This window comes from Imbroritus primus, from assembly GCF_964332355.1.
GTDB lineage: Bacteria > Pseudomonadota > Gammaproteobacteria > Burkholderiales > Burkholderiaceae > Imbroritus > Imbroritus primus.
The window spans coordinates 53,961-80,253 of the sequence record NZ_OZ201294.1 but is presented as its reverse complement, the minus strand read 5'-3'; the positions used below and the strand labels follow the sequence as shown (position 1 = coordinate 80,253).

Here is a 26,293-nt window from a genome sequence, read left to right as displayed (position 1 = left end):
CAGAAATGTCCGGAGAACAAGTCCTCCCCAAAGCCAAGAAATCCGTCGCCCTGTCGGGCGTTGCCGCTGGCAATACCGCGCTCTGTACGGTCGGCCGCACCGGCAATGACCTGCACTACCGCGGCTACGACATCCTCGACCTTGCCGACGCCTGCGAATTCGAGGAAGTGGCCCACCTGCTGGTCCACGGTACGCTGCCCAACCGCGCCGAGCTGACCGCCTACAAGGCCAAGCTGAAGGCCCTGCGCGGCCTGCCCGCCAATGTGAAGACCGCGCTCGAATGCGTGCCGGCCAGCGCCCACCCGATGGACGTGATGCGCACCGGCGCCTCGGTGCTTGGCACGGTCCTGCCCGAGAAAGACGACCACAACACGCCGGGCGCGCGCGACATCGCCGACCGCCTGATGGCCTCGTTCGGCTCGATGCTGCTGTACTGGTACCACTACAGCCACAACGGCAAGCGCATCGACGTGGAAACAGATGACGATTCCATCGGCGGCCATTTCCTGCACCTGCTGCATGGCGCAAAGCCATCGGACAGCTGGGTGAAGGCCATGCATGTGTCGCTCAACCTGTACGCCGAGCATGAATTCAACGCCTCGACCTTCACCGCCCGTGTCGTCGCTGGCACCGGCTCCGATATGTACTCCGCCATCTGCGGCGGGATCGGCGCCCTGCGCGGTCCCAAGCACGGCGGCGCCAATGAAGTTGCCTTCGAAGTGCAGAAGCGCTACGAATCGCCGGACGATGCCGAGGCCGATATCCGCCGCCGCGTGGAGGCCAAGGAAGTGGTGATCGGCTTCGGCCACCCCGTGTACACCATCGGCGATCCGCGCAACAAGGTGATCAAGGAAGTCGCGCTGCAACTGTCGAAAGAAGCCGGCTCGACCAAGATGTTCGACATTGCCGAGCGCCTGGAAACGGTGATGTGGGACATCAAGAAGATGTTCCCCAACCTCGACTGGTTCAGCGCGGTGAGCTACCACATGATGGGCGTGCCGACGGCCATGTTCACGCCGCTGTTCGTGATCGCCCGCACGGCAGGCTGGAGCGCGCACATCATCGAGCAGCGCATCGACAACAAGATCATCCGCCCGAGCGCCAACTACGTCGGACCGGAGAACCTCAAGTTCGTCCCGCTCGACCAGCGTTGAAGCACGGCGCGGCACGCATCAATGCATGTGCCGCGCCACGCTGCCGCCGGATGTCAGGTCCGGCGGCTATCCTGAACAGGAAGGCTATCGCAATGCCGCTGCCGGATGTGTCGCCGCAAGCTTTGTGCTTGGGCAATGACCACGGAACCACGCCAGCCGCCTTTCGATAACGTTTCCCCAAGACCCCACCCGGCACCCACACCATGAATACTGCACACCGCAAGCTGCTTCCGGGCACTCAACTCGACTACTACGACGCGCGCGCAGCCGTCGAAGCCATCCAGCCCGGCGCCTATGCCACCCTGCCATACACCTCGCGCGTGCTGGCCGAGAACCTCGTGCGCCGCTGCGATCCGGCTACGCTCGAGGCTTCGCTGCGCCAGCTGATCGAGCGCCGCCGCGACCTGGATTTTCCGTGGTATCCGGCGCGTGTGGTGTGCCATGACATTCTCGGCCAGACCGCACTGGTCGACCTCGCCGGCCTGCGTGATGCGATTGCCGACCAGGGCGGTGACCCGGCCAAGGTCAACCCGGTGGTACCGGTGCAGCTGATCGTCGATCACTCGCTGGCGGTGGAATGCGGTGGCTTCGATCCCGATGCCTTCGCCAAGAACCGCGCCATCGAAGACCGCCGCAACGAAGATCGCTTTGATTTCATCAACTGGACGAAAAACGCCTTCAAGAACGTGGATGTGATTCCCCCGGGCAACGGCATCATGCACCAGATCAACCTGGAGAAGATGTCGCCCGTGATCTACGTGCAGGACGGGGTGGCCTTTCCCGACACCTGCGTCGGCACCGATAGCCACACCCCGCACGTCGATGCGCTCGGCGTGATCGCCATCGGCGTGGGCGGGCTCGAAGCCGAGAACGTCATGCTCGGCCGTGCCTCGTGGATGCGCCTGCCCGATATCGTCGGCGTCGAGCTCACAGGCCAGCGCCAGCCCGGCATCACCGCGACCGACATCGTGCTGGCACTGACCGAATTCCTGCGCAAGGAGCGCGTGGTCGGCGCCTACCTGGAGTTCTACGGCCCCGGCGCGGCCAGCCTCACGCTTGGCGACCGCGCCACCATTTCCAACATGGCGCCCGAGTATGGCGCCACGGCGGCGATGTTCTACATCGACAACCAGACCCTTGACTACCTGCGCCTCACCGGCCGCGACGATGCCCAGGTGGCGCTCGTCGAAACCTATGCGAAAACCGCCGGCCTGTGGGCCGATACGCTGCAGCAGGCACAGTACGAACGCGTGCTGAAGTTCGACCTGTCGAGCGTGGTGCGCAATATGGCCGGCCCATCGAATCCGCACAAGCGCCTGCCAACCTCGGACCTGGCCGCGCGCGGCATCGCCGCCGACTGGGCCATGCCGGCACAGGGCGAAGGCACCATGCCTGACGGCGCGGTGATCATCGCCGCCATTACCAGCTGCACCAACACCAGCAACCCCCGTAACGTGATCGCCGCCGCCCTGCTGGCGCGCAATGCCAATGCACGTGGCCTGACGCGCAAGCCCTGGGTCAAAAGCTCGCTCGCGCCTGGCTCGAAAGCCGTCGAACTGTACCTGCAGGAATCCGGGCTGCTGCCCGACCTGGAGAAACTCGGCTTCGGCATCGTCGCCTTTGCCTGCACCACCTGCAATGGCATGTCCGGCGCGCTCGACCCCAAGATCCAGCAGGAAATCATCGACCGCGACCTGTACGCCACGGCCGTGCTGTCGGGCAACCGCAACTTCGACGGCCGCATCCACCCATATGCCAAGCAGGCCTTTCTCGCGTCGCCGCCACTGGTCGTGGCTTATGCCATTGCCGGCACAATCCGTTTCGATATCGAACAGGATGTGCTCGGCACCGATGCGCAGGGCAGGCCCGTGACGCTCAAGGACATCTGGCCCACCGACGCAGAGATCGATGCCATTGTGGCCAAGAGCGTCAAGCCGGAGCAGTTCCGCAAGGTGTACGAACCGATGTTCGCGCTGTCCGTGGATAGCGGCGAACAGGTCAGCCCGCTGTACGACTGGCGGCCGCAGAGCACCTACATCCGCCGTCCGCCCTACTGGGAAGGCGCACTGGCCGGGGAACGTACGCTGCGCGGCATGCGTCCGCTGGCTGTGTTGGGCGACAACATCACCACCGATCACCTGTCGCCGTCCAATGCCATTCTGTTGAACAGTGCGGCCGGCGAGTATCTCGCCAAGATGGGCCTGCCGGAAGAAGACTTCAACTCCTACGCCACGCACCGCGGCGACCACCTTACTGCGCAACGCGCCACCTTCGCCAACCCGACGCTGCTGAACGAAATGGCAGTGGTCGATGGCGCGCTCAAGAGAGGCTCGCTGGCGCGCATCGAGCCGGATGGCAAGGTCGTACGCATGTGGGAGGCGATCGAGACCTATATGGACCGCAAGCAGCCGTTGATCATCATTGCCGGCGCCGACTACGGCCAGGGATCGTCGCGCGACTGGGCCGCCAAGGGCGTGCGGCTGGCCGGCGTGGAAGCGATCGTAGCCGAAGGGTTCGAGCGCATCCACCGCACCAACCTGATCGGCATGGGCGTACTGCCGCTCGAGTTCAAGCCAGGGGTGAACCGCAAGACGCTGGGCATCGACGGCACCGAAACCTTCGACGTGCTCGGCCAGCGCCAGCCGCGCGCCGACCTCACGCTGGTGATCCGCCGCAAGGACGGCAGCACAGTCGAGGCCACGGTCACCTGCCGCCTCGACTCTGACGAGGAAGTATCGATTTACGAGGCCGGCGGCGTGCTCCAGCGCTTTGCGCAGGACTTCCTCGAATCGTCGCGGACCGCGTGACGACATGGCAGCGCAACACGGAACACTGCGCTGCCATGTACCACCCAATCCATCGGAGCAAATGGCCGGCAATCCAGTACAGCCGTGCGCGTCACGCACACCAGATTCCAGACCGAGCCATTGCTCCCCATCCTTTGAGACCGGACCATCATGAGCTACGCTCCGCAGATCAAGATTCCCGCCACCTACATGCGCGGCGGCACCAGCAAGGGCGTGTTCTTCCGCCTGGAAGACCTGCCCGCCGCGGCGCAGACGCCCGGCGCCGCGCGCGACGCCCTGCTGCAACGCGTGATCGGCAGCCCCGACCCCTACGGCAAACAGATCGACGGCATGGGCGGCGCCACCTCGAGCACCAGCAAGACCGTGATCGTCTCGCGCAGCACGCGCCCCGATCATGACGTGGACTATCTGTTTGGCCAGGTCTCCATCGACCAGCCCTTCGTCGACTGGAGCGGCAACTGCGGCAATCTTTCGGCCGCCGTCGGCCCGTTCGCCATCAGCAACGGCCTGGTCGACCCCGCGCGCGTGCCGCGCGACGGCATCGCCACCATCCGCATCTGGCAGGCAAACATCAGCAAGACCATCATTGCGCACGTGCCGATGACCAACGGCGCGGTACAGGAAACCGGCGACTTCGAGCTCGATGGCGTGACTTTTCCCGCCGCCGAAGTGCAGCTCGAATTCATGGACCCGGCCGAAGACGATGGCGACGGCGGCGGTGCGATGTTCCCGACCGGCAATCTCGTTGATACGCTCGAGGTGCCGGGCGTCGGCGCACTGCAGGCCACGCTGATCAACGCCGGCATTCCCACGATCTTCATCAACGCCGACGCCATCGGCTACACCGGCACGGAACTGCAGGACGACATCAACAGCGACCCCAAGGCGCTGGCGATGTTCGAAACCATCCGCGCACACGGCGCCCTGCGCATGGGGCTGATCTCCTCGCTCGAACAGGCCGCAACGCGCCAGCACACGCCAAAAGTCGCCTTCGTCGCCAAACCGGCCAGCTACACGGCATCGAGCGGCAAGGCCGTGGCAGCCGGCGACATCGACCTGCTGGTACGCGCCCTGTCGATGGGCAAGCTGCATCACGCCATGATGGGCACGGCAGCGGTGGCCATCGGCACCGCCGCAGCGATTCCCGGCACGCTGGTCAACCTCGCGGCCGGTGGCGGCACGCGGCAGGCGGTACGTTTCGGCCATCCGTCCGGCATATTGCGCGTCGGCGCAGAAGCGCGCGAGGCCGATGGCGCATGGACCGTCACCAAGGCCATCATGAGCCGCAGCGCGCGGGTGCTGATGGAAGGCTGGGTGCGGGTGCCGGGCGGGACGTTCTGATCCGGCGGATGCATACGGGCTGTGCTGCCGTAGCGTGGGCAGCCCATCGGCACGCTGCGCGCCCAGTGCTTTATCGTCAGGCAGCAGCAAGGGTTGGGAACTCTGCGGACCTGACATGGACAACATGCATCGGAAAAATATGAGCTTGCGAGGGCACACTGACGACATTGCATAACAAGTCGATGAATCAAGAATAATTGACACTCCCGGCCTGCCTGATCTCGTATCGCTGCCTAGACTGACCAGCAGTTCTTTCTGTCCGAGGTGGTATCCATGAAGAAGATTCTTTCGGGTTTTTCGAGTTGCTGTGGCAGCAACGCCCCTCCCTCTCCAACCACGACCAGAAGCGCAGAAATCGGAACGGCTACGGTATGCAAAAAGGAAGACCTCACGCCCCACAATCGGGAACACTTCATTCAGCGAGGGACGCCGGGCTGTCAGGAACGCGCGCAGGAGTGGGAAAGAAGAGTATTTTTTTTCAGAGCTCAGGAGATTGGGTGGGACGCCGCGCTAGAGGAAAAAAGGCGTGAGGTCGCCCCTCGACGGCCCAACTATTACAACGAAAATATCCATAAGCTGGGATTGAGTCCGACAGCGCAGGAGGAATGGAATCGGAGAGCCGTAGCACAGGAAGTGAAGCGGCAGTGCGATGCGATGGGATATGTGCCACCATATGAGAATTGATTGGTGCAGGCCGGTGGCCGGCCCTTCTCACGGATGCTGATGGACGCTTGGGGCTATCGCAGACCGGGTGTTCTGGGCGAAGGACATGCACCGGCTCATCCCGCCGCCCATTGCGGCGGAGCAGCCGGAAACTGAAGTCAACCGCCCGGGCGGACGGTTACGTCGTGACTGGCGATATGGACAAGCCGTTACGAACGTCCGCCGCGTATCGGCACAGGAAACAGCACGGTATCGCCAAAGCCCGGCTCATCGTCGTCGGCCCGCGCATCGGACCCCGCCATTGAGATTGGCTGCAGCGCCTTCGTGACTTCCTGCTCCAGTCGGGCAACACGCTCGGCATACATGCGCGCCAGCGCGGCGTGGTGTTCGGCCGCGGCCTGGTGCTCGACCCGCGCCAGATTGGCCTCCATCAGGTATTCACGTGCCTTGCGCACGTGGGCGTCCAGACGTCGCTCAAACAGATGAAATCGCATGGCGGACCTCCTGTCGTGACTGCACAGCCTCCGTCAGCCATCCGGCCTATTCAGAAGTCACTGCCTGACCGTACCACGTGGCGCGTATGGCCGGGCGGGTGAATGGCGGATGCGTGATGGTCTAAGAATATTCCTACCGGATGTTTGCTGCTGTCAATCTCCGACTTGCCGGGCCGACACAACGTGGCGAAAGGGACACAGCCGCGCTGCCCGGCGTATGCGTCACATATCATCGCCACCCTGCTGCCGCCGGCAGTGGCAGCCGTCATCAGGCGCGCGCCCCGGTCCGTCATCCTGGCATTACGGTTTCCCGCACCAGCAAGCCGGGCAGATGGCCATCCCGGCGTGTCAGGCGAGGCTGGGCGATAGATGGTGATAGCGCCGGCCAAACCGCCAGCTTGACGCTCCGCCGCCCGTGGGTCACACTCGACCGCAGGCGACTGCCCCGATGTTCCGACCCCGCCTGCGCGGGAAAAACGAACGCACGGAAAAAGCACACCCATGGGCGACCCTATGAGTCACTTACCCGGTCTCAGTTTTGCCCTCGGCGCAGATCTTGATATGCTGCGCGCCACTGTCCGGCAATGGGCCAGCGCGGAACTCGCGCCGCTGGCTGCGGGCATCGACCGAGACGACCGCTTTCCGCGCGATCTGTGGCGCAAGATGGGCGATCTCGGGGTGCTCGGCATCACCGTGGCGGAAGACTACGGCGGCGCGAACATGGGCTATCTGGCCCACATGCTCGCCATGGAGGAAATCAGCCGCGCCTCCGCTGCCGTAGGGCTCTCCTACGGCGCGCACTCCAATCTCTGCGTCAACCAGATCCACCGCCACGGCACGCCCCTGCAAAAGCAGAAATACCTGCCGCGCCTCGTCTCCGGGGAGTGGATCGGCGCGCTGGCCATGAGCGAACCCAACGCGGGGTCCGATGTGGTTAGCATGACCATGCGTGCCACGCGCAAGGGTGACCGTTACGTCCTGAATGGCACCAAGATGTGGATTACCAACGGTCCCGACTGCGATGTGCTGGTGGTGTACGCCAAGACCGAACCGGACCGCGGTGCGCAGGGCATGACGGCATTCCTCGTGGAAAAGGACATGCCCGGCTTCAGCGTGGCGCAGCGACTCGACAAGCTCGGCATGCGCGGTTCGCCGACCGGGGAACTCGTCTTCAGCGATGTCGAGGTGCCGGCCCACCATGTGCTCGGTGGCGAGAACGAAGGCGCGCGTGTGCTGATGAGCGGCCTCGACTATGAGCGCGCCGTGCTGGCCGGCGGCCCGGTCGGCATCATGCAGGCCTGTCTCGATGTGGTTACGCCCTATATCCATGAACGCCGGCAGTTCGGCCAGAGCATCGGGGAATTCCAGCTGATCCAGGGCAAGGTGGCCGATATGTACACCACCCTGCAGGCCTGCCGTGCCTACCTGTACGCGGTCGGCCGCAACCTCGACGCGCTCGGCGCGACGCACGTGCGGCAACTGCGCAAGGACTGCGCGGGCGTGATCCTCTACACCGCCGAACGCGCCACCTGGATGGCCGGCGAGGCGATCCAGATCCTCGGCGGCAACGGCTACGTCAACGACTATCCGGCCGGTCGCCTGTGGCGCGACGCCAAGCTGTACGAGATTGGCGCCGGCACCTCGGAGATCCGCCGCATGCTGATCGGCCGCGAATTTTTCAACGAGACGGCATGATCTGGATCCTCCCGTCGCTGCCTCTGTTGGTGCCTTGGCTGCTACCTCTTTCGTTCCAGCTCCACGACTGCCGATGCCGATCCTCGACTCGCAACTGAAACCGGATTCCGACACCTTCCAGAACAACGCGGCCGCCATGCAGGCGCTGGTCGATGACCTGCGGCGCGTACTGGCGACCCTGGCCGAAGGCGGCGGCGAAACGGCGCGCGCCCGGCATCTGGCACGTGGCAAGCTGCTGCCGCGCGAGCGCATCCGCCAGCTGCTCGACCCGGACACGCCGTTTCTGGAACTGTCGCCACTGGCTGCCTACGGGATGTACGGCGACGAAGCACCGGGCGCTGGCATCATCACGGGCGTCGGCCAGATTGCCGGACAGGAATGCGTGATCGTCTGCAACGATGCCACGGTCAAGGGCGGCACCTACTATCCGATGACCGTCAAGAAGCATCTGCGCGCGCAGGAGATTGCCGGGCAGAACGGTCTGCCATGCGTCTACCTGGTCGATTCGGGCGGTGCGCATTTGCCGAACCAGGATGAAGTGTTTGCCGACCGCGAACATTTCGGCCGCATCTTCTACAACCAGGCCAATCTCTCCGCGCGCGGCATCGCGCAGATCGCCGTGGTGATGGGCTCGTGCACCGCAGGCGGCGCCTATGTGCCGGCCATGAGTGATGAATCCATCATCGTGCGCAAGCAGGGCACGATCTTTCTTGGTGGCCCGCCGCTGGTCAAGGCCGCCATCGGCGAGGATGTCAGCGCCGAGGACCTGGGTGGCGCCGATGTGCACACACGCCTGTCGGGCGTGGCCGACCATCTGGCCCAGGACGATGCGCACGCCCTGTCGATCGCCCGCGACATCGTGGCGCGCCTGAACCGTACCCGGCCCGCCGTGCTGCAGATGCGCGCGCCTGTGCCACCCCGTTATGCGGCCGAGGAACTGTACGGCGTTATTCCTACCGACACACGCAAGCCTTACGATGTGCGCGAGATCATCGCGCGCCTGGTCGACGACTCCGCCTTCGACGAATTCAAGGCGCGCTATGGCGCGACGCTGGTCTGCGGCTTTGCGCACCTGTGGGGCTATCCGGTCGGCATCATCGCCAACAACGGCATCCTGTTCTCCGAGTCGGCCCTCAAGGGCACGCACTTTATCGAACTGTGCTGCCAGCGCAAGATTCCGCTCGTCTTCCTGCAGAACATCACCGGCTTCATGGTCGGTCGAAAAGTCGAGAACGAAGGCATCGTGCGGCATGGCGCCAAGCTGGTGACGGCCGTGGCGACGGCGCAGGTGCCCAAGTTCACCGTGATCATCGGCGGTTCGTTTGGCGCAGGCAACTACGGCATGGCCGGCCGTGCCTTTGCGCCACGCTTCCTGTGGATGTGGCCGAATGCGCGCATCTCGGTGATGGGCGGCGAGCAGGCCGCCAGCGTGCTCGCTACCGTGCGCCGTGAAGGTATCGAAAAAGGCGGCGGGCAATGGAGCAGCGAGGAGGAACTCGCCTTCAAGCAACCCATCCGCGAACAGTACGAACGGCAGGGCCACCCCTACTATGCCAGTGCGCGCCTATGGGACGACGGCATCATCGACCCGGCGCAGACGCGCGACGTGCTGGGCCAGGCACTGGCGGCCAGCCTGAACGTACCAATTCCTGAAACAACGTTCGGCGTGTTCCGCATGTAGCGTCGTCAGGCAAGGTATCGACCTGACCATGCGCCGCGGCGCGAGCGGGCCTGCAACCGGCAGATCAGGTCGCCATTGAATCAACTGCCCGCGCGCGTCGCGGCGTGGCAGCGCCTGGCATCCTGGAATATATTTTTGTAGCGAGAAGAAGGTTACGCATGGAATTCAGCACACTCACCGTCACCACGGCAGGACATATCGCCACCGTCACGCTCAACCGCCCCGACGTACGCAACGCCTTCAACGACACCCTGATTGCCGAACTCACCGGCGCGTTCCGTGCGCTTGGCGACAGCCCGCAGGTGCGCGTTATCGTGCTCGCCGGCGCGGGGCCGGCTTTCTGCGCGGGCGCAGATCTCAACTGGATGCGCCGCATGGCGAGTTATGCGCCCGACGAGAATCGGGCCGATGCGCTGACGCTGGCGCAGATGATGCATACCATCTGGTCGTGTCCGCGACCGGTCATCGCACAGGTACAGGGCGATGCCTATGCAGGCGGCGTGGGACTCGTCGCCGTGGCGGACATCGTCATCGCGGCCGACACTGCGCACTTCGCGATAAGCGAAACCCGGCTCGGACTGATTCCTGCCACGATCAGCCCCTACGTGATTCGCGCCATGGGCGAACGGGCGGCGCGCCGCTACTGCCTCAGCGCCGAACGCTTCAGCGCCGCGCAAGCTGCGCACTGCGGCCTGGTGCATGAAGTGGTACCGGCGGCGGCACTCGATGCCAGAGTCGCCGAGCTGGCGGCAACCTTGTCGGCCAACAGCCCGGAAGCCATGCATGCGTGCAAGCGGCTGTTGCGGGATGTCGCGGAGGCGCCCATCGACACCGATCTCATCACCGATACGGCAAACCGCATCGCTGATATACGCGGTTCAGCAGAAGGCCGGGAAGGCATCGCGGCATTTCTCGAGAAAAGGCGACCCGGCTGGCTGGGAACGTAAGCCGCCCACCCGAACGCTCTGGCTCAAGCTCTCAAGCAGATTGAAGGCAATACCCGCGCCCGGTGAGGCCCCCACCCCTGCACAATCCGGGAAAATGCGCGAGACCTCATCATGGCGGTTAATTGCATAATTTTGACGGACATTCAGCCACCCCCACTGCCCGCATGCCGTGTTACATGACCTGGACCGCGCGGCCAATATATTGGATCGGCCCTGTGGGGCGCCCGGTCGGCGAACCGCTTGCCGGTTCCAGCGTCAGCTCGAACAACTGGTTGGGCTGCAGCGGCGGCAAGCTATCGAGGGAGACCTGCAGGCTCTCCCCGGACTGGAGCAAGCCCAGCGAAACCGGCGCGCCCCACCCTTCGCCCTTGGTCCAGAACTGCAGCGCCTTGCCCTCCGGCACCGTCACGGTCGCCAATGGCATCAGGCGAATACGCCGGGTGTCGCTGGCCTGCACGATCCAGCCGGGCGCTTCGCTCTGCGGCGCGGTCAGCACGACCACGTAGCGGACTTCCGGCGGCATCGCGACGCGGGCGGCCAGCAGCCCGCCGAGCAGGATGGCAGCGGCGCCCCCGGCTGCTGCGAGCCCGCGCCATAGCCCCAGGTTCGCCCAGAACCCCTGCCACCGGTCTGGCCGCGCAGCCGCCCCCGCACCGACGGAGACATCCACCATGCGGACCTGCAGGCTGCGGCGGATGCGCCCCCACAGCCACGGGGACGGCGTCACCGGCGCCGCCAGGGAGGCAAGCGGCAGCAAGCGCGCTTCCCAGGCCGCCACGGCATCGCGCGCAGCCGGATCGGAAGACAGGCGTACCGCAAAGGCCTCGCGCTCGTCGGCGGACAATGTGCCGAGCACATACTCGCCCGCCAGCGCCTGCAGGTCGTCGATATCCGAAGGCTCGCTCATGCCAGGCACTCCCGCAGCGCCTCAAGACTGCGCCGGATCCAGGCTTTGACCGTGCCCAGCGGCGTCCCGATGCGGCGGGCAATCTCGCTATGCGTGAGTCCTTCCACATAGGCATGGAGCACACAGCTGCGCCGCACGGGTTCGAGTCGTTCGAGGCAGTGCACCATGCGGCCAGTGGAGGTCCGCCATGCCAGCGCGTCAGCGGACGCCTGCCAGTCTGCCAATGCGGCTTCGGCATCGAGAACCGCCGCGGCCTCCTCGCCGACGACGGTCTCCCGGCTATCGTCGCGCACGGCATTGAGAGCGAGATGGCGCGTCACGCTGTAGATCCAGCCCCGTGCCGACCCGCGCGCCGCATCGAAGCTGGCGGCACGGGTCCAGATGTTGATACACGCGTCATGCACGATGTCCTCCGCCAACGCGTGGTTGCGCACGATGCGCAGCGCCACGCCGAGCATGCGCGGTCCCTCGTGCTCATACAGCGTACGCAAGGCGTCGGCATCGCCCGCGGCGCAGGCAGCTAGGGCGGCCTCATAGTCAAAGCGTGCCACGTCGTCCATGCACGGTCCGTGTCGTCAATCGATCACGCATTGTGCCGGAAACATACGCTCGCTGGCGAACAATTTGCCAGCGAGCGTGCCCTGCGCTGCCGGTGCCGCGCAGCCAACCTCAGAGCGCTTTCCAGAAGATGTAGTCGGCCTGGTACTTGACGATTTCGCGGGTACCCTTTTGTGCCGGGGTACATGGACTCGCCGGCGCCACACCGCCTTTCAGCGCGACGCGCTGGATGTAGGTCACCCCTTGCATGGCACCACTGCCCATGGCCGGATTAGCCTTGACCAACTGGTATGGCAGGTTGCCCGTGCCAGCCGGTGCGACGGCCAGCTGCGTGGCGGTCACACGCGAGCCATCGAGGGCCTGCCACGTCGCCGGCGGGCCATAGTAGGTGCCGACCTGCTTGCCATGGCGATCCGCCAACACCGCCTTCGGACCGACGAACACCCATTCCGTCTGCCCGGCCATATTGGCCTTGTCGCGGCACTCATAGGTAATCTCGCCGGTACCCACCGTCTCCCAGGCAAGCTTGTGGCCGGCCGGTACACGAATGCTTTCGGGCACCGTGGCCTGGTCGAACGCCAGCATCGACATGGTCTTGCCGGGCGACATGGATTCGCATCCCGCCAGGACGAGCGTACCAGCGGCAAGGCAATACAACAGGGGTGCGGTTTTCATGGTCATTCTCCGTCTGCAAAGGTGATACAGTGCGCAGCGATATTGCTGCCTGAAGTACTACCCGCCAGCCCGCCATCCGGATGCCCCCGCCGCGAAATTCTTTTCCCCGCCCATCGTGGGGGTGGCACCGTATAATCGCTGGCATACGCTATCAGTCCCTGTTTTCGGATATGCCATGCCCATTGCACCTAAAAACAATACTGCAGAACCACTGCAATCCGTGGCCAGCGGCACCGCAGCCAAGCGCGCACCACGCAAGAGCACCCGGAAAGCCGGTGCAAACGGCGAATCGCAACCGTGGGGCACTCAGAGCATCCATCGCGCCATCACCATCCTGCGTGAGATCGCCGCACGCAGCCAGACCGGCCTGCGGCTGGCGGACATTGCTGACGCGCTCGAACTGGAACGTCCGACCGCGCACCGCATCGTCAAGGGATTAGTGGCACAGGGCATGGTGGCGCAGGACCCTGTCAGCAAGCGCTATCGCCTGGGTCACGTCGTCTATGAGCTGGGACTGGCCGCCACGCCGCACTACAACCTGAAGGAAATCTGCCAGCCGGCCCTGCACCGGCTGGCCGACAAAAGCGGCGATTCGGTATTCCTGGTGGTGCGCAGTGGCCTCGACACCGTGTGTATCGACCGCATCGAAGGCAGCTATCCGATCCAGACACGCACGCTCAATATCGGGGGCCGCCGGCCGCTCGGTATCGGCGCGGGCAGTCTGGCGCTGCTCATGGGCATGACCCCCGAAGAAATCGACCACGCCATCTCCACTAACGCGGCCCGTTTTGCGACCTTCAGCCAGTTGACGCCCGAGCGCCTGCGCAAGGCACTGAAGATCTCCCAAGAAGCCGGTTACGCAATCAACGTGGAAGACGTGCTGCCAGGCGTGGCCGCCATCGGCATGGCGATCCGTCCGCCAAGCGGACAACCGTACGCGGCCATCAGTATTGCCGCCATCGAATCGCGCCTGGCCGGACCGCGGCGCGAGGAAATGGCGCGCCTGCTGGCCAAGGAAGTACGTCAGCTGGAAAAACTGCTGGAAGCTGAGCAGCAGAACTGGGAGTGATGGCGAGCGTGCTGGATGGCACGCTAATCGCGCTTAAGGCACGGACTTACGGCCGGACCAGATCGGTCTCCCACGCCAGGTAGTCGCGCATGGCCTGTTCGCCGCGCGCATACGGCGGCAACAGGATATCGTCCTGCGGCGGCAACTCCGCTGTTTCGAGCCGGTAACCGGCACGCCGCCAGCTCGCTGTCCCACCGTCGAGTACCATGACCGCGCGATAACCGAGCGCGCCCAGCGCGCCCCCAGCGTAGACACCCTGCACACCCGTTGCACAGGTCACCAGCACCGGCGTTGTGAGGTCCGGCACCAGAGCAGCAATCCGCGCCTCCAGCCAGCCACGCGGCACCCACAGTGCGCCAGGCAAGTGCCCGTGCCGGAAATGAGCGCTGGTATCGACGTCGAGCACCACCAGGCCCGGCTGCTGCAGGATCTGTGCTTCGACATCCTGTGCCGTGACCAGACGCACGCCCGCGCGTGCCGCGAGCCAGCCAGCGGGCGCACGTCGCACCCGGCCGCTCTCGAGCGCACCGCCTGCCGCCCGCCACGCGGCAATGCCGCCGGACAGCACCAGTACGTTCGGGAACCCCATGCGCCGCAGCCACACGGCGGTCAGCCGTGCGCGGGTGCCGTCGTCATCCACCAGCACGATGCGGGCGCCGCGCACCGCAATGAAATCATCGGCGCGCTGTACTACCTGCCCGCCGGGCACTGCCTGCGCGCCGGGGATATGGCCGGCCATGTAGGCATCGACCTGACGGACATCGAAAACATAGAGGTTGTCGGCCTGGCGCAGCCAGATGGCCAGCATGGTCGCATCGACCACACCGACGCCAGCAGCCTCGGCGAGTCGCAGGCTGCCATGAATACCCTGTGCCACACTCGCGGCGGAAGGCGTGCCAAGCGCCCGCGCGGCACCCCGCTCGACTTGCAGGCCGGCGAGATGCCAGCCCATGGTGCCATTGCGCAAGGCAACGGCCTGCTTGACCCCGAGCTCGCGCAAGGTCTGCGCAGCGATCAGGCTGCGCGTCCGGCCAGCACAGTGCACGACCACCGGGCCGTCGTGCTGTTGCAGATCACCAGCATGCCGGGCGATGTCGAAACTGGGCCCGCTTGCCGCGCCGGGAATGCACGCTTCCGCGTACTCTTCCGGCGTGCGCACGTCGAACAGTTTTACGTCGCGGCCTTCACGCTGCCATGCGGCGAGTGTGTCGGCGGCAACGTCGGGAATGGAGTAATCGTGATAAGCCTGTTCGCCAAAGAGCTTGCTCGGCACATTGTTGCCGGTGGCAAGCCGATGGCCGGCGGCTTGCCATGCAGCAACACCGCCCTGCAGCCAGCTGACCTTGCGGTAGCCGAGTCCGGCCAGCGTCCGGGCCGCGAGCGACGCCCGTCCGCTGTCATCATCCACCAGCACGATGGGCGTTCCACGGTCGCGCACCAGCGCCTCGATACGCAACTCGATGCGCCGGCGTGGCAAGCTGGTGGCGCTGGCAATATGCCCCCGCTCCGCCTCGACCGGTTCGCGTACGTCGAACAGCGCCCAGTCATCGCGCTGCCGGAGCATCTGCTCCAGCTGCGCGACATCCAGCGCGCACGCAGACACGCCCATGCGGGCTTACTCGATGCGCTCGACGATGGTCGCCGTACCCAGGCCACCACCGCAGCACATCGATTGCAGGCCGTAGCGACCGCCACGGCGCTCCAGCTCGTCGAGCATGATGGTCATCAGGCGTGCCCCGGTCGAACCGAGCGGATGGCCCATGGCGATGGAGCCGCCATTGACGTTTACGCGGTTGAGGTCCGGCTTGATGTCGTGCAGCCACGCGCCCAGCACCGAGGCAAACGCCTCGTTGATTTCGAACAGGTCGATGTCATTGAGCTTCAGGCCCGAGCGCTGCAGGATCTGCTGCGTGGCCGGGATCGGCCCGGTCAGCATGATTTCCGGATCGACGCCCACCACCAGCTGCGCCTTGAGGCGCGCTCGTGGCCGCAGACCGAATTCACGTGCCTTGGCAGCCGTCATCATCAGTACTGCGGAGGCGCCGTCCGATACCTGGCTCGCGTTGCCGGCAGTGACGCGGCCGTCTTCGCGGAACGAGGTCTTGAGGCCGGCGAGCGTTTCCACCGTGGTGCCGCGGCGCAGGCCCTCGTCAAAATCGAACACCGAACCGTCCGGCTGCTTGATCGGCAACATCGACGCGGCAAAACGGCCCGCATCATGCGCCGCCGCCGTCAGCTCGTGGCTGCGCACCGACAGTTCGTCCAGATACGTCCGGCTCATGTTCCAGCGCTCGGCGATACGCTCGGCGGCGATGCCCATCGACGGCATCGACAGGCGCTGCACCAGCTCATCCGGATAGCGCTTGCCATACGTCGTATCCTCGTTGCCACCACGCGTCTTCGACATCTGCTCGACGCCGCCGGCCAGCACCACATCGCACACACCGCTGCGGATCAGGTTGTCGGCGAAATGCACAGCCTGCTGCGAGGAGCCGCAGGCGCGCTGCACCGTGGTACCCGGCACCGAAAACGGAAAGCCCGCCATCAGCAGCGCGGTACGCGCCACGTTACCGGCCTGTTCGCCAACCTGGGTGGCGCAGCCGGCCACCACATCGTCGATCTGCTCGCGCGGGATGCCGGCGCGATCAATGATCGCGCCAAACACTTCTGCCAACAGCGCCGTCGCATGCCAGTCCTTCAGCGACCCGTTGCGACGCCCGACAGGCGTGCGCAGCGTGGCCACGATGACGGGTTCGCGGTCCTGCAGTTCTGCGAGTTTCATTCCTTCCCCTTGGCCCACTGGCTATTCTTGCGCTTCAGCAGATGGCCAGCGATCATGTTCTTGTGGATCTGCAGCGTGCCGCCGTAGATCGAACCGCCGCGCACCTCACGGTAGCGCGCCTCGACCGGGTACTCGGTCATGTAGCCATAGCCGCCCAGCAGCTGGATCGCGTCGTCGCAGATTTCCTTGGCGGCCTGGGCCACGTAGACCTTGGCGACCGACGTTTCGAGGGGCGACGGCAGGCCGATAGCCGTATTCGCCGCAGCGCGGTACGTCAACAGCTGCGCCGCTTCGAGCTTGACCTTCATCTCCGCCAGGATCCACTGCAGACCTTGGAAGTCGGCCAGCTGGCGGCCGAACTGCTCACGTTCCTGCACATACTGCAGGGCGAACTCGAACGACGCTTGCGCTGAACCAAGCATGCGCGAGATGCTACCCAGACGCTCGCTGTTGTAAACACTGATCAGCTTGCCGAAGGCATTGCCCTCGGCCAGGATATTGGCCTTGGGAATACGGCAGTCGTCGAAGAACAGTTCGTACTGGCGTTCGCCGGCCATGTTCTCCGAGCCGTTGCCGATGGTCAGTCCCGGCGCATCGTGCGGCACGATCACCGCGCCGATGTCGCTGGCGCGGCCGGTGGTGCCGAAGCGGCAATACAGCATCGTGTAATGATGCGCCTTGGCCGCGCTGATAAAGATTTTCTGGCCGGTGATGACCACCTCGTCGCCCTCGATGCGGGCGCGGGTCGTCATCGCCGTGGCAGCCGAGCCGGCATTCGGCTCGGTGATGCCGATACTCACGCCGATATCGCCGCGCGCCACGCCGGTCACGTACTGCGCCTTTTGCTCGTCCGTGCCCAGCTCCAGAATCGCGCCGATCGCCCCGGTCGAGGTCCGGTGCGTCAGTCCGCCCATGGTGGAATCCACCTTCTGGATGGTCTGGATCAGCAGCAGCGTATCCAGCAGCGGCAGGCCCATGCCGCCGTACTCGGTCGGCATGTTCAGGCCGAGCAGGCCATTCTCGGCCATCGCCTTGCGCAGCTTTTGCAGCGGCGCGAAATCGCCACGCTTCTCGCCCTCGTGCGCTTCCTTGGCCAGCGGCAGCAGCTGCGTGCACAGCTTTTCGGTAGCGGCAATCAGCTCGCGCTGATCACCCGTGAGTTGAAAATCCATGTTGCTTCCTTAATTCCTTAGCGTTGCAGCGTCGAGTCGAACACTTCGCCCAGCTCGGACGCACCGATGATCTGCGCCGTGCGGTCGTGGCCGACGTGCAGGATGTGCGTATCGAGGTCGCGCAGCATACGGCCCAGCGGGAACTCGTCGAACAGCGCGGTCGAACCCGACAGCATGATCAGCTGGTCGCGCGACTGCAGGGCAGCGTGGGCACAGATCGCCTTGGCACGCATGGAGGCCAGCTCGGCACGCTGGATGTCCTTGCTGCGCCACGTGTCGATGGCGTTCTCGAAGGCCACTTGGGCACCGTACAGGGCGGTGCTGATTTCGCCGATGCGCAGCTGGGCAAACGCATCCTTGCCGCGGCCGCGTTTCACCAGGCCATCCTTCACCCACATGTACATGCCTTCGAGCATGCCCAGGTAGTTGGCGGCGAAGCCCAGGTGGAAACGGCCCTGCCAGCGGCCGGCGGGGTATGCGCCCGGCTCGCCCAGCACATGGTTCTGGTCGATCATCACGTTGTCGAGGTAGATCTCCGGGCTCGGGCACGAACGCATGCCGGTCGGACGGTACCAGTTGTCGTTCTGCGACACGCCCTTCATACCCGGCTCGACGATCACCATCAGGTGCGACTTGAAGTAGTCGGTCTCGCCTTCGATGGTCGCGAAGATCACGGCCAGGCCACGGTCGAAACCGTTGGTGGCGTAGTTCTTGTTGCCATTGACGATGTAGCCGCCATCGACCTTCTTGGCCGTGGTGCGCAGCACGTACATGTGCTTGCGGTTGGCTTCACTGCCGACGAACGACGACAGCTTCATTTCCTTCATCATCGGCTCGATGAACAACTTGCGCTGCTCGTCGGTACCGATTTCGTCAATGGCCCAGGCCACGTGGTTCTGCACCTGCATGCAGTGCGCCGTGCCGGGCGACACGCGAGCAACGGTACGGATCGACTGGTAGAACGTCGCCGGATCTTCATCCGACAGCACGTTGCTGCCCAGGCCGCCATGCTTGCGCGACACGGTCGTGGTCAGCAGGCCGCGTTCGAACAGGTCCTGCAGGTTCTCGAGCGGCATTTCGACGTTGTCGAAGTACTTCGCCTCACGCTCACGGAACTTGGTCTGGACGAGCTCATTCAGCTCGGTCAGCAGGGGGGTCTTCAACACTTCGTGCGAATCGAAATTCATGGTGTCTCCTGGACGGGAACAGGTTTTTGTACCAGCGCAATATGGGGTTGCGCTGTCTTGGCGGAAGTATCGACTGCCGGTGCTGCGGTGTTCGCTGTCACATTCGGAATCGATTCGGAAAAATGGCATGCAGCCCAGTGGCCGGGGCCGATCTCGCGCAGCTTGGGTTTTTCGCTACGGCAACGATCGACGGCGTGCGGGCAACGTGGATTGAACGGACATCCGGGCGGCGGATTCATCGGCGAGGGGATTTCACCCGATACCAGCTTGGCCGACCCGCCGCCGCTGCGCGACTCCACCGAGGCGATGAGCGCCTGGGTGTACGGATGGCGCGAATTGCGGACGATGTCTTCGGTCGCACCGATCTCCATGAACTCACCGAGATACAGCACGCCGATGCGCTTGCTCATGTACGCCACGACCGCAAGATCGTGGGAAATCAGAATGTACGTCAGGTCGAGCTGGCCTTGCAGGTCCTTCAGCAGGTTCAGGATCTGCGCCTGGATCGACACGTCGAGTGCCGACACGGGCTCATCCAGAACCATGCACTTAGGATTCGGACCGAGTGCACGGGCAATCGACACACGCTGACGCTGGCCACCCGACAGTTCATGCGGGAAGCGGCGGCCACCGTCACCCGGCAGGCCTACCAGTTCGAGCAGCTCCTTCACGCGCTTTTCGCGCTCAGCGCCACTCAGCAGCTTGTGGATACGCAGCGGCTCGTCGATGATGTTGCCGATGCGCATGCGCGGGTTCAACGAGCTGAACGGATCCTGCAGCACCGGTTGCAGTTCCAGGTGGAACTGGTCGAGTTCCTTGCCGCGCAGCGCTGCCAGGTTCTGGCCATTGAGTTCGATCGAACCGGCCGTGGCGGGCTCGGCCAGCATCAGCATCTTGGCGATGGTGGTCTTGCCCGAGCCCGACTCGCCCACCAGGCCGAACGTGGTGCCCGCTTCGACCTCGAACGAGACGCCGGCGACCGCGTGCAGCGGCCGCGCACGGCCGAACAGGCCGCGGCGCACGTCGTAGGTCTTGCGCAGACCCTCTACCTTGAGAAACGATTGACTCATCAAGCCACCTCCGAAACCGATTTTTCCGAACGCACGGGAATACCGGCCAACACGCCGGCCAGCGACTCCTGCGTGCGCCAGCAGGCAGTGCGACGGCCGGAGTCGCCCCACTCGAACCAGTCCGGATACTGGCTACGGCATTGCTCGATGGCATGCTCGCAACGCGGCTCGAAACGGCAGCCCTGCGGCAGGCGCGCCAGCGTCGGCTGCTGGCCGGGAATCGCCGACAGCCGGTTGCTGTAGGTCGCCAGCGACGGCACTGCACTCAGCAGGCCGATGGTGTACGGGTGCGTCGGCTGGGCGAACACCTCGTTGATCGGCCCCGTCTCGACGATGCGGCCACCGTACATGATGGCGACGTCATCGCAGAACTGCGCGGCCAGATGCAGGTCGTGCGTCACGAACACAATGGCCATGTTGTTCTGCTGCTGCAGGTCGCGCAGCAGCTTCAGCAACTGCTGCTGCACTGTCACGTCGAGTGCCGTGGTGGCCTCGTCGCAGATCAGCAGGTCGGGCGACATCGCCACATTAATGGCGATGGATACGCGCTGGCGCATGCCGCCGCTGAACTGGAACGGATAGCTGTCGAGGCGTTCTTCGGCAGCCGGAATCTTGACCTTCTCCAGCACTTCGATGGAACGGCGACGCAGCTCCGCCTTGTTGGTAATACCCTGGTGCACGCGGAAAATCTCGCTTACCTGGTCGCCAATGGTCAGCAACGGGTTCAGCGAGGTCATCGCGTCCTGCAGGATCATGCCGATTTCCTTGCCGCGCACCTTCTGGATCTCAGCGCGCGACATCTTCGCCAGGTCACGGCCCTTGAACAGCACCTCGCCGCCCATCAGCCTGCCGCTCGATGGCAGCAAGCCCAGCATTGACAGGCAGGTCATGCTCTTGCCCGAACCGGATTCACCGACCAAAGCCAGGGAACGTCCGGCGCGGACTTTCAGGCTGACGTTGTCGACCGCGGTGACGATGCCCGCGCGGTTGCGCAGCATCGTCGTCAGGTTCTTCGCTTCCAGAATGACTGTCATGACCACGCTCGCTGCATGTTGGGGCTCAGCCAGTCGCGCAGGGCGTCACCGAGCTGGTTGGCGGAAAGCACGGCTGCCATCAGCACCATGCCAGGAATACCGCAGATCCACCATGCGGTTTCGAGGTAGCCACGGCCGTCGGCGATCATCGATCCCCACGAGGCGGTCGGCGGTTGCACACCCAGGCCCAGGAACGACAGCGTCGCTTCCAGGATGATGATGATGCCAACGTCCAGCGTCGCCAGAACGATGAAAGTGTTGATCACGTTCGGTACGATGTGTGCCAGGATGATGCGGATCTTCGATGCACCGGCCAGCTTGGCCAGCAACACGAAGTCGCGCTGCCGCAGGGACAATGCTTCCGAACGCGTTACGCGGGCAAAGCGCGCCCAGTTGGCGAGGCTCAGCACCACGATCAGGTTGAACATGCTGAAACCGATCGCGCCCACCAGCACCAGTGCCAGGATCACCGCCGGCAGCGCCAGCTGGATGTCGGCCAGGCGCATGGCGACGGCGTCCACGGCACCGCCGATATAGCCGGCGGCGATACCGATCAGGCTGCCGACGATGCCGGCCAGCATGACAGCGGACAGCGCCACGTACAGCGACACCTGCGAACCCCAGATGACGCGCGAGAGAAGATCGCGCCCCAGCTGGTCGGTACCGAACCAGTGTTCGGCCGAAGGCGGTTTGAGGATGTCCGACAGCGAGATCGCGTTCGGATCATGCGGAGCGAACACGCCGGGGAACAGCGCCACGGCAACGATAGCAATCGCGATCAGGGCAGCGATGCCGACCTGCAGCTTGGCCAGCATGCGGCCACGCGAGGTACGGGCCTGCGGCGCCGGCAGGCTGGGATCAGCCGGCACCTGCCGCAGTTGGATAGTGGGTGTATCACGCATAGCGAATCCTTGGATCGATGTAGGCATAGAGGATGTCCACGCCAAGGTTGACCAGGGTGAAGATCAGTGCGCCAACGGTCACGGCGGCCTGAACGACGGCATAGTCGAGATTGGAAATCGACTCGAGGATGAGACGTCCCACGCCCGGCCAGGCAAAGATGAACTCCACCGACACGGCGCCGCCCATCAGGATGCCAAACTGCAGCGAGGTGAACGTGATCATCGGCAGCAGCGCGTTGCGCAGCGCATGCTTGCGGATGATGGTGCGCTCCGGCACGCCTTTGATACGGGCCAGCTTCACGTACTCGGAATCCATCACCTCGCTCATGCTGGAGCGCGTCAGCCGCATGATGCCGGCCGCCGAATACCAGCCCAGCGCAATCGCCGGCAGGATGAGGTTACTGATACTGCCGTAGCCGCTGGTTGGAAACCAGGAGAGCTCGATCGAGAACAGCCGGATGAACAGCAGGCTGAACAGGAACGGCGGCGCGGCCTGTCCGAGTACACCGAACACCGTGGCAATCTGGTCCACCACGCCGTCGCGGCGCACGGCCGAGATCACGCCGAGCGGCACACCGATGAGGATGCCGAAGGCCAGCGCCGTCACCGTCAGCAGTAGCGTCGGACCCAGTGCATGCAGCACCACGTCGAGCGCCGGCAGCGCAAACCGGTAGGACATGCCAAGGTTGCCCCGGAACAGATCCAGCAGGTAAATGCCGTACTGCACGATCAGCGGCTTGTCGAGTCCCATCTGGTGACGCAACACCTGGCGGTCGGCCTCGGTGGCCTCCGGCGGCAGCATCAGGTGCGTGGGATCGCCGATCAATCGGATGATCAGGAAGATGATGATGGTCACCAGCAGCACGGTGACCAGCGACTGCCCGAATCGTTTGAGGATATATCTGATCATGTCGCCTCCGCCTGCTGTGGCGCGCGCGCCTGGAGCGTTTGCTCGGCACGGGCCTTCAGTTCCAGCTTCTTGATTTTCTGGCTACCGGTGAGCGGCCATGCGGTCACGAACTCGACGTAGCGCGGCACCTTGTAGCTGGCGATGTTGTCCTTGCAATACTGGATCAACGCCTGCTCGGTCACGTGCGCATCATCCTGCAGCTCGATGTAGGCATAGGCCACTTCACCAAGCCGCGCATCGGGCACGCCCACAACGACTGCCTGGCGCACGCCGGCGTAAGTCTTCAGGAAAACTTCGATTTCCTGCGTCGCGACGTTGAAGCCGCCGGGCTTGATCATTTCCTTCACGCGGCCGCGATAGATCAGGTAGCCGTCCGGATCGAGCTCGCCAAGGTCGCCCGTGTGCATCCAGCCCTCGGCGTCGAAGGTCTTGGCGTCTTCGTCAGGCCGCTTGTAGTAGCCCTTCATGATGGTATAGCCCGACACGCAGATTTCGCCAACCCGACTGTGCGGCAGCACTTCGCCCGTCTCGATATCGATGATGCGGACGTGCACGCCATCGCAAGGCCGGCCGCTGGTGATGGCACGCTTCTCGAGCGGATCCTCGCAGCGCGTGCGGACCACGGCATTCGAGGTCTCGGACAGGCCGTAGGCGCTGACCAGTTCCTTCATGCCGATGGTTTCCGTCAGCCAGCGGAACGAGGCGGTCGGCAGCGGCGCGCCCGAACCGGTCCGGAGGCTCGACAAGTCGTACTTGTCGCGATCCGGATAGGCCTTGAGATCCTGCACGATGGTGTCGACGAAGTAGCTGCCGGTGATGCGTTCACGCTCGACCGTCTCGCAGAAGATCTGCGGGTTGAACTGGTCGGTGATGACCATGGTCGAGCCGGCCAGCCACAACGCAATCGTGTAGAACGTGCCGGTAGCGGTGAACAGCGGCACGCACGACAAGTACTTGTCGGTCGTGTCGAAGCCCATGCAGTCAGCCGCATAGGCATTGTTCTGCAGCAGCGGGCCGTGGCACACCATGGCGCCCTTGGGAAACGAGGTGGTGCCGGAGGTGTAGAGGATCTGCGCCACATCGCCCGGCTTGACGCTGGCCACACGCTGCTCCAGCACCCCGTCGTCGAGCAGTGCCTTGCCGGCCGCCTCGATGGCCGCAAACGACGTGATGCTGTCCGGCAGCGGCGTCGACTCGTCCGCCTGCAGACCAATCACGCGGCGCAGCTCCGGCATCTCCTTGCACTGCCACGCCCCTTGCGGCTGCGTGGCCAGGCCCGGCTCGAGGCGTTCGAGGATGTCGAGATAGCGCACGCCGCGCACCGCGCCGTGCTGCACGATCAGCGTGCGGGCATCGGACTGCGCCAGCACATAGCCGACATCCTTCTCGCGAAAGCGCGTGTTCACCGGCACCAGCACCGCACCGATCATGGGAATGGCCCAGCGGGCCACGAGCCAGTCGGGCCGGTCGGCCATCCAGAGCGCGACGTGTTCGCCGGACTCGATGCCCTGGGCGATCAGCCCGCGGGCAAAGGCCCGCACGCGGTCGGCCAGCTGTGTGAAGCTGATGCGGTCAGCACCATAGACGACAGCCTCGCGGCTGCCGTATTCGCGCGACGCCCACAGCAGGGCATCGCCGAAGGTGCGTTCAACCCAAGGTTGTTCGCTCATTTCCAACGTACTTCCTTCAGGTTGTAGTAGCCACTACCATGCTGCGGCTCCCAGTCGAGACCGGAATCCTGCGCAAAGGTGTAATAGAGCTCAGTCAGCAACACGGCATGGCCGTCTTCGTGCAGCGTCCGGCCGATCTTCTGGAAAAGTTGGTCACGCTTGGCGCGATCCGTCTCGGCATCGGCCTGGGCAATCAGCTTTTCCACTTCCGGGTTCGAATAGTCGGACCACGTACCATCCTTGGACGCGGCGCCGCTGATCGGGTGAATCGGGTCGTAGATGGCGTTCGAGAACTGCATCACCGTCATCGGGCCCGACTTGTGCGTATTGTTCAGACGACTCCACGCGGCATAGTCGATGACCTTGACGCTGGTGCGCACGCCGATGGTCGACCAGTAGGCGGCGATCGCCTCGCACAGCTCCTTCGGGTTGTCGCTCGAGCAGTACATCTCGGTCTGGAAGCCTTGCGGATAACCCGCCTGCGACAGCAGCTTCTTGGCCAGGGCCGGATCGTACTTGTACGGCTTGAGCGTCTTGTCCACGCCATACGGGTAGCTGGCTGAGATGTACGACGTCATCGGCGCGCCCACGCCATGCAGCACGTTCTTGATGATGGCGGCGCTATCCAGCCCGTGGTTCAGGGCAAGACGCACTTCGCGCTTGGCCAGCGGCTGGCCTTCGACGTTCGAGTAAAGACGCACGGCCAGCGGGCTGCCAGCCGGCACCGATTTCACGAGCAGGCCCTTGGTGGCCTTGAGGCGCTTCACGTCGACCGGCGCGACATAGTCGATCACGTCGACCTCACCGCTCATCAGCGCGTTCACGCGGCTGGCTGCCTCGGGAATGCTGCGGAACACCAGCTTCTTGATGCCCGGCTTCTTGCCCCAGTAACCATCAAAACGTTCAAACGTTAGCGACTGACCGATACGCTGTTCGACAAACTTGTACGGACCCGAACCGATCGGCGCCTTGGAGAATGCTTCCGGGGTCGGCAGCGATTCAGTATATTTTTTCGGCACCAGCAGCAAGTAGCCGGCGATCTTGTTCAGGAAGGCGCCATCCGCGCGCTTCAGCTTGAAGGTCACCGTGTGGTCGCCGCTGGTCTCGGTGCTTTCCACGAGATTCACGAAGTACGGACGGCGGGTACTCTTGGTTTCCGGCTTGAGGATCCGCTCCATCGAGTACTTCACATCGGCAGCGGTGAGCGCATCGCCGTTGTGGAACTTCACGCCCTTGCGCAGGGTGAAGGTGTACTGCAGCCCATCCGGCGAAATCTTGACATCGGTGGCGACGCTCGGCTGCACATTGCCCTTGCGGTCAAAGGCATACAGCGTGTCGTACATCTGCCAGCCATAGCGCTGGGAGTCACCGGTGGCAGCCACCTGGCCATCCAGATTGCCGATTTCCTTGCCGATGGCAAACACCACGGTATCGCGGTCGACAGCGGGCTTGCCATTCAGGGCGTGTGCGGGCACGGTCGCGAGGAATGCGCAGGCAGCGGCGGCGCCCAGCGTAAGTTGCGAGACCAGTTTTTTCATTGTTCCTCCAGTTTTTACAACGGGCGATTCTTGGCGA

At 64.3% G+C, this 26,293-nt stretch carries 22 protein-coding genes; 8 read left to right on the top strand and 14 right to left on the bottom strand.

The window, feature by feature from the left end; all coding sequences use genetic code 11:
• The first annotated feature begins 5 nt into the window (after positions 1-5).
• From prpC to ACQ3C8_RS15265, 4 genes are all read left to right on the top strand, one after another.
• Positions 6-1,154: a bifunctional 2-methylcitrate synthase/citrate synthase gene (gene prpC / locus ACQ3C8_RS15280; RefSeq protein WP_009522258.1), complete on the top strand. Its 1,149-nt coding sequence runs from the start codon at positions 6-8 to the stop codon at positions 1,152-1,154.
• A 203-nt stretch (positions 1,155-1,357) separates the two neighbouring features.
• Positions 1,358-3,961 carry a Fe/S-dependent 2-methylisocitrate dehydratase AcnD gene (gene acnD / locus ACQ3C8_RS15275; protein ID WP_428853236.1) on the top strand — a complete coding sequence of 868 codons (2,604 nt, stop codon included), beginning with the start codon at positions 1,358-1,360 and terminating at the stop codon, positions 3,959-3,961.
• A 150-nt stretch (positions 3,962-4,111) separates the two neighbouring features.
• On the top strand, positions 4,112-5,302 hold the full coding sequence (prpF, locus tag ACQ3C8_RS15270; protein ID WP_428853235.1) for a 2-methylaconitate cis-trans isomerase PrpF: 1,191 nt from the start codon (positions 4,112-4,114) through the stop codon (positions 5,300-5,302).
• 273 nt (positions 5,303-5,575) lie between these two features.
• Positions 5,576-5,986: a hypothetical protein gene (locus tag ACQ3C8_RS15265; RefSeq protein WP_428853234.1), complete on the top strand. Its 411-nt coding sequence runs from the start codon at positions 5,576-5,578 to the stop codon at positions 5,984-5,986.
• 188 nt (positions 5,987-6,174) lie between these two features.
• Here the strand turns inward: ACQ3C8_RS15265 and ACQ3C8_RS15260 are convergent, their stop codons facing one another.
• Positions 6,175-6,459: a hypothetical protein gene (locus tag ACQ3C8_RS15260; RefSeq protein WP_009522261.1), complete on the bottom strand. Its 285-nt coding sequence runs from the start codon at positions 6,457-6,459 to the stop codon at positions 6,175-6,177.
• 513 nt (positions 6,460-6,972) lie between these two features.
• Between ACQ3C8_RS15260 and ACQ3C8_RS15255 the strand changes: the two genes are divergently transcribed.
• The 3 genes from ACQ3C8_RS15255 (at position 6,973) to ACQ3C8_RS15245 (ending at position 10,782) form a co-directional block, all read left to right on the top strand.
• On the top strand, positions 6,973-8,154 hold the full coding sequence (locus tag ACQ3C8_RS15255; RefSeq protein WP_428853233.1) for an isovaleryl-CoA dehydrogenase: 1,182 nt from the start codon (positions 6,973-6,975) through the stop codon (positions 8,152-8,154).
• A 73-nt stretch (positions 8,155-8,227) separates the two neighbouring features.
• Positions 8,228-9,835 (top strand): carboxyl transferase domain-containing protein, encoded by a 1,608-nt coding sequence (locus ACQ3C8_RS15250; RefSeq protein ID WP_428853232.1) that lies wholly within the window; start codon positions 8,228-8,230, stop codon positions 9,833-9,835.
• A 158-nt stretch (positions 9,836-9,993) separates the two neighbouring features.
• Positions 9,994-10,782: an enoyl-CoA hydratase/isomerase family protein gene (locus ACQ3C8_RS15245; RefSeq protein ID WP_428853231.1), complete on the top strand. Its 789-nt coding sequence runs from the start codon at positions 9,994-9,996 to the stop codon at positions 10,780-10,782.
• 172 nt (positions 10,783-10,954) lie between these two features.
• Here the strand turns inward: ACQ3C8_RS15245 and ACQ3C8_RS15240 are convergent, their stop codons facing one another.
• From ACQ3C8_RS15240 to ACQ3C8_RS15230, 3 genes are all read right to left on the bottom strand, one after another.
• Entirely contained in the window at positions 10,955-11,689 is a 735-nt protein-coding gene (locus ACQ3C8_RS15240; RefSeq protein ID WP_428853230.1) for an anti-sigma factor, read from the bottom strand.
• The gene (locus ACQ3C8_RS15235) at positions 11,686-12,249 is read right to left on the bottom strand and encodes a sigma-70 family RNA polymerase sigma factor (RefSeq protein WP_428853229.1); all 564 of its coding nucleotides are present in this window, start codon (positions 12,247-12,249) and stop codon (positions 11,686-11,688) included. Before ACQ3C8_RS15235 ends, ACQ3C8_RS15240 begins: the two co-directional genes overlap by 4 nt.
• A gap of 109 nt (positions 12,250-12,358) precedes the next feature.
• Positions 12,359-12,928, bottom strand: coding sequence for a DUF3455 domain-containing protein (locus tag ACQ3C8_RS15230; RefSeq protein ID WP_428853228.1), 570 nt, complete (start codon positions 12,926-12,928; stop codon positions 12,359-12,361).
• A gap of 169 nt (positions 12,929-13,097) precedes the next feature.
• On the opposite strand from ACQ3C8_RS15230, the gene ACQ3C8_RS15225 reads away from it, so the two are divergent.
• Complete coding sequence (locus ACQ3C8_RS15225; protein WP_428853227.1) at positions 13,098-13,991, top strand: IclR family transcriptional regulator; 894 nt, start codon at positions 13,098-13,100, stop codon at positions 13,989-13,991.
• Positions 13,992-14,037: 46 nt separating this feature from the next.
• Here ACQ3C8_RS15225 and ACQ3C8_RS15220 read toward each other — a convergent pair whose 3' ends face one another.
• From ACQ3C8_RS15220 to ACQ3C8_RS15175, 10 genes are read right to left on the bottom strand one after another with little or no spacing between them, the layout of a single operon-like run.
• Positions 14,038-15,600, bottom strand: a complete 1,563-nt coding sequence (locus tag ACQ3C8_RS15220; protein WP_428853226.1) for a rhodanese-like domain-containing protein — start codon at positions 15,598-15,600, stop codon at positions 14,038-14,040.
• Positions 15,601-15,606: 6 nt separating this feature from the next.
• Positions 15,607-16,773, bottom strand: coding sequence for a thiolase family protein (locus ACQ3C8_RS15215; protein WP_428853225.1), 1,167 nt, complete (start codon positions 16,771-16,773; stop codon positions 15,607-15,609).
• On the bottom strand, positions 16,770-17,945 hold the full coding sequence (locus ACQ3C8_RS15210) for an acyl-CoA dehydrogenase family protein (protein ID WP_009522268.1): 1,176 nt from the start codon (positions 17,943-17,945) through the stop codon (positions 16,770-16,772). Before ACQ3C8_RS15210 ends, ACQ3C8_RS15215 begins: the two co-directional genes overlap by 4 nt.
• Before the next feature lie 17 nt (positions 17,946-17,962).
• Complete coding sequence (locus ACQ3C8_RS15205; RefSeq protein ID WP_009522269.1) at positions 17,963-19,132, bottom strand: acyl-CoA dehydrogenase family protein; 1,170 nt, start codon at positions 19,130-19,132, stop codon at positions 17,963-17,965.
• Positions 19,129-20,202, bottom strand: a complete 1,074-nt coding sequence (locus ACQ3C8_RS15200; RefSeq protein WP_428853224.1) for an ABC transporter ATP-binding protein — start codon at positions 20,200-20,202, stop codon at positions 19,129-19,131. The genes ACQ3C8_RS15205 and ACQ3C8_RS15200 overlap by 4 nt, the downstream gene beginning before the upstream one ends.
• On the bottom strand, positions 20,202-21,236 hold the full coding sequence (locus ACQ3C8_RS15195; protein WP_009522271.1) for an ABC transporter ATP-binding protein: 1,035 nt from the start codon (positions 21,234-21,236) through the stop codon (positions 20,202-20,204). Before ACQ3C8_RS15195 ends, ACQ3C8_RS15200 begins: the two co-directional genes overlap by 1 nt.
• Positions 21,233-22,138 (bottom strand): ABC transporter permease, encoded by a 906-nt coding sequence (locus ACQ3C8_RS15190; protein WP_009522272.1) that lies wholly within the window; start codon positions 22,136-22,138, stop codon positions 21,233-21,235. Before ACQ3C8_RS15190 ends, ACQ3C8_RS15195 begins: the two co-directional genes overlap by 4 nt.
• On the bottom strand, positions 22,131-23,048 hold the full coding sequence (locus tag ACQ3C8_RS15185) for an ABC transporter permease (RefSeq protein WP_009522273.1): 918 nt from the start codon (positions 23,046-23,048) through the stop codon (positions 22,131-22,133). Before ACQ3C8_RS15185 ends, ACQ3C8_RS15190 begins: the two co-directional genes overlap by 8 nt.
• On the bottom strand, positions 23,045-24,718 hold the full coding sequence (locus tag ACQ3C8_RS15180; protein ID WP_428853223.1) for an AMP-binding protein: 1,674 nt from the start codon (positions 24,716-24,718) through the stop codon (positions 23,045-23,047). Before ACQ3C8_RS15180 ends, ACQ3C8_RS15185 begins: the two co-directional genes overlap by 4 nt.
• Positions 24,715-26,256, bottom strand: coding sequence for an ABC transporter substrate-binding protein (locus ACQ3C8_RS15175; protein WP_009521555.1), 1,542 nt, complete (start codon positions 26,254-26,256; stop codon positions 24,715-24,717). Before ACQ3C8_RS15175 ends, ACQ3C8_RS15180 begins: the two co-directional genes overlap by 4 nt.
• Positions 26,257-26,293 lie beyond the last annotated feature (37 nt).

Coding starts and splice junctions, on each gene's coding strand:
- ACQ3C8_RS15175 (WP_009521555.1), bottom strand. CDS start 26,256: ATGAAAAAACTGGTCTCGCAACTTACGCTGGGCGCCGCCGCTGCCTGC.
- ACQ3C8_RS15230 (WP_428853228.1), bottom strand. CDS start 12,928: ATGACCATGAAAACCGCACCCCTGTTGTATTGCCTTGCCGCTGGTACG.
- prpC (WP_009522258.1), top strand. CDS start 6: ATGTCCGGAGAACAAGTCCTCCCCAAAGCCAAGAAATCCGTCGCCCTG.
- ACQ3C8_RS15265 (WP_428853234.1), top strand. CDS start 5,576: ATGAAGAAGATTCTTTCGGGTTTTTCGAGTTGCTGTGGCAGCAACGCC.
- ACQ3C8_RS15255 (WP_428853233.1), top strand. CDS start 6,973: ATGAGTCACTTACCCGGTCTCAGTTTTGCCCTCGGCGCAGATCTTGAT.
- ACQ3C8_RS15190 (WP_009522272.1), bottom strand. CDS start 22,138: ATGCGTGATACACCCACTATCCAACTGCGGCAGGTGCCGGCTGATCCC.
- ACQ3C8_RS15195 (WP_009522271.1), bottom strand. CDS start 21,236: ATGACAGTCATTCTGGAAGCGAAGAACCTGACGACGATGCTGCGCAAC.
- ACQ3C8_RS15250 (WP_428853232.1), top strand. CDS start 8,228: ATGCCGATCCTCGACTCGCAACTGAAACCGGATTCCGACACCTTCCAG.
- ACQ3C8_RS15235 (WP_428853229.1), bottom strand. CDS start 12,249: ATGGACGACGTGGCACGCTTTGACTATGAGGCCGCCCTAGCTGCCTGC.
- ACQ3C8_RS15185 (WP_009522273.1), bottom strand. CDS start 23,048: ATGATCAGATATATCCTCAAACGATTCGGGCAGTCGCTGGTCACCGTG.
- ACQ3C8_RS15225 (WP_428853227.1), top strand. CDS start 13,098: ATGCCCATTGCACCTAAAAACAATACTGCAGAACCACTGCAATCCGTG.
- acnD (WP_428853236.1), top strand. CDS start 1,358: ATGAATACTGCACACCGCAAGCTGCTTCCGGGCACTCAACTCGACTAC.
- ACQ3C8_RS15200 (WP_428853224.1), bottom strand. CDS start 20,202: ATGAGTCAATCGTTTCTCAAGGTAGAGGGTCTGCGCAAGACCTACGAC.
- prpF (WP_428853235.1), top strand. CDS start 4,112: ATGAGCTACGCTCCGCAGATCAAGATTCCCGCCACCTACATGCGCGGC.
- ACQ3C8_RS15215 (WP_428853225.1), bottom strand. CDS start 16,773: ATGAAACTCGCAGAACTGCAGGACCGCGAACCCGTCATCGTGGCCACG.
- ACQ3C8_RS15245 (WP_428853231.1), top strand. CDS start 9,994: ATGGAATTCAGCACACTCACCGTCACCACGGCAGGACATATCGCCACC.
- ACQ3C8_RS15220 (WP_428853226.1), bottom strand. CDS start 15,600: ATGGGCGTGTCTGCGTGCGCGCTGGATGTCGCGCAGCTGGAGCAGATG.
- ACQ3C8_RS15205 (WP_009522269.1), bottom strand. CDS start 19,132: ATGAATTTCGATTCGCACGAAGTGTTGAAGACCCCCCTGCTGACCGAG.
- ACQ3C8_RS15180 (WP_428853223.1), bottom strand. CDS start 24,718: ATGAGCGAACAACCTTGGGTTGAACGCACCTTCGGCGATGCCCTGCTG.
- ACQ3C8_RS15240 (WP_428853230.1), bottom strand. CDS start 11,689: ATGAGCGAGCCTTCGGATATCGACGACCTGCAGGCGCTGGCGGGCGAG.
- ACQ3C8_RS15260 (WP_009522261.1), bottom strand. CDS start 6,459: ATGCGATTTCATCTGTTTGAGCGACGTCTGGACGCCCACGTGCGCAAG.
- ACQ3C8_RS15210 (WP_009522268.1), bottom strand. CDS start 17,945: ATGGATTTTCAACTCACGGGTGATCAGCGCGAGCTGATTGCCGCTACC.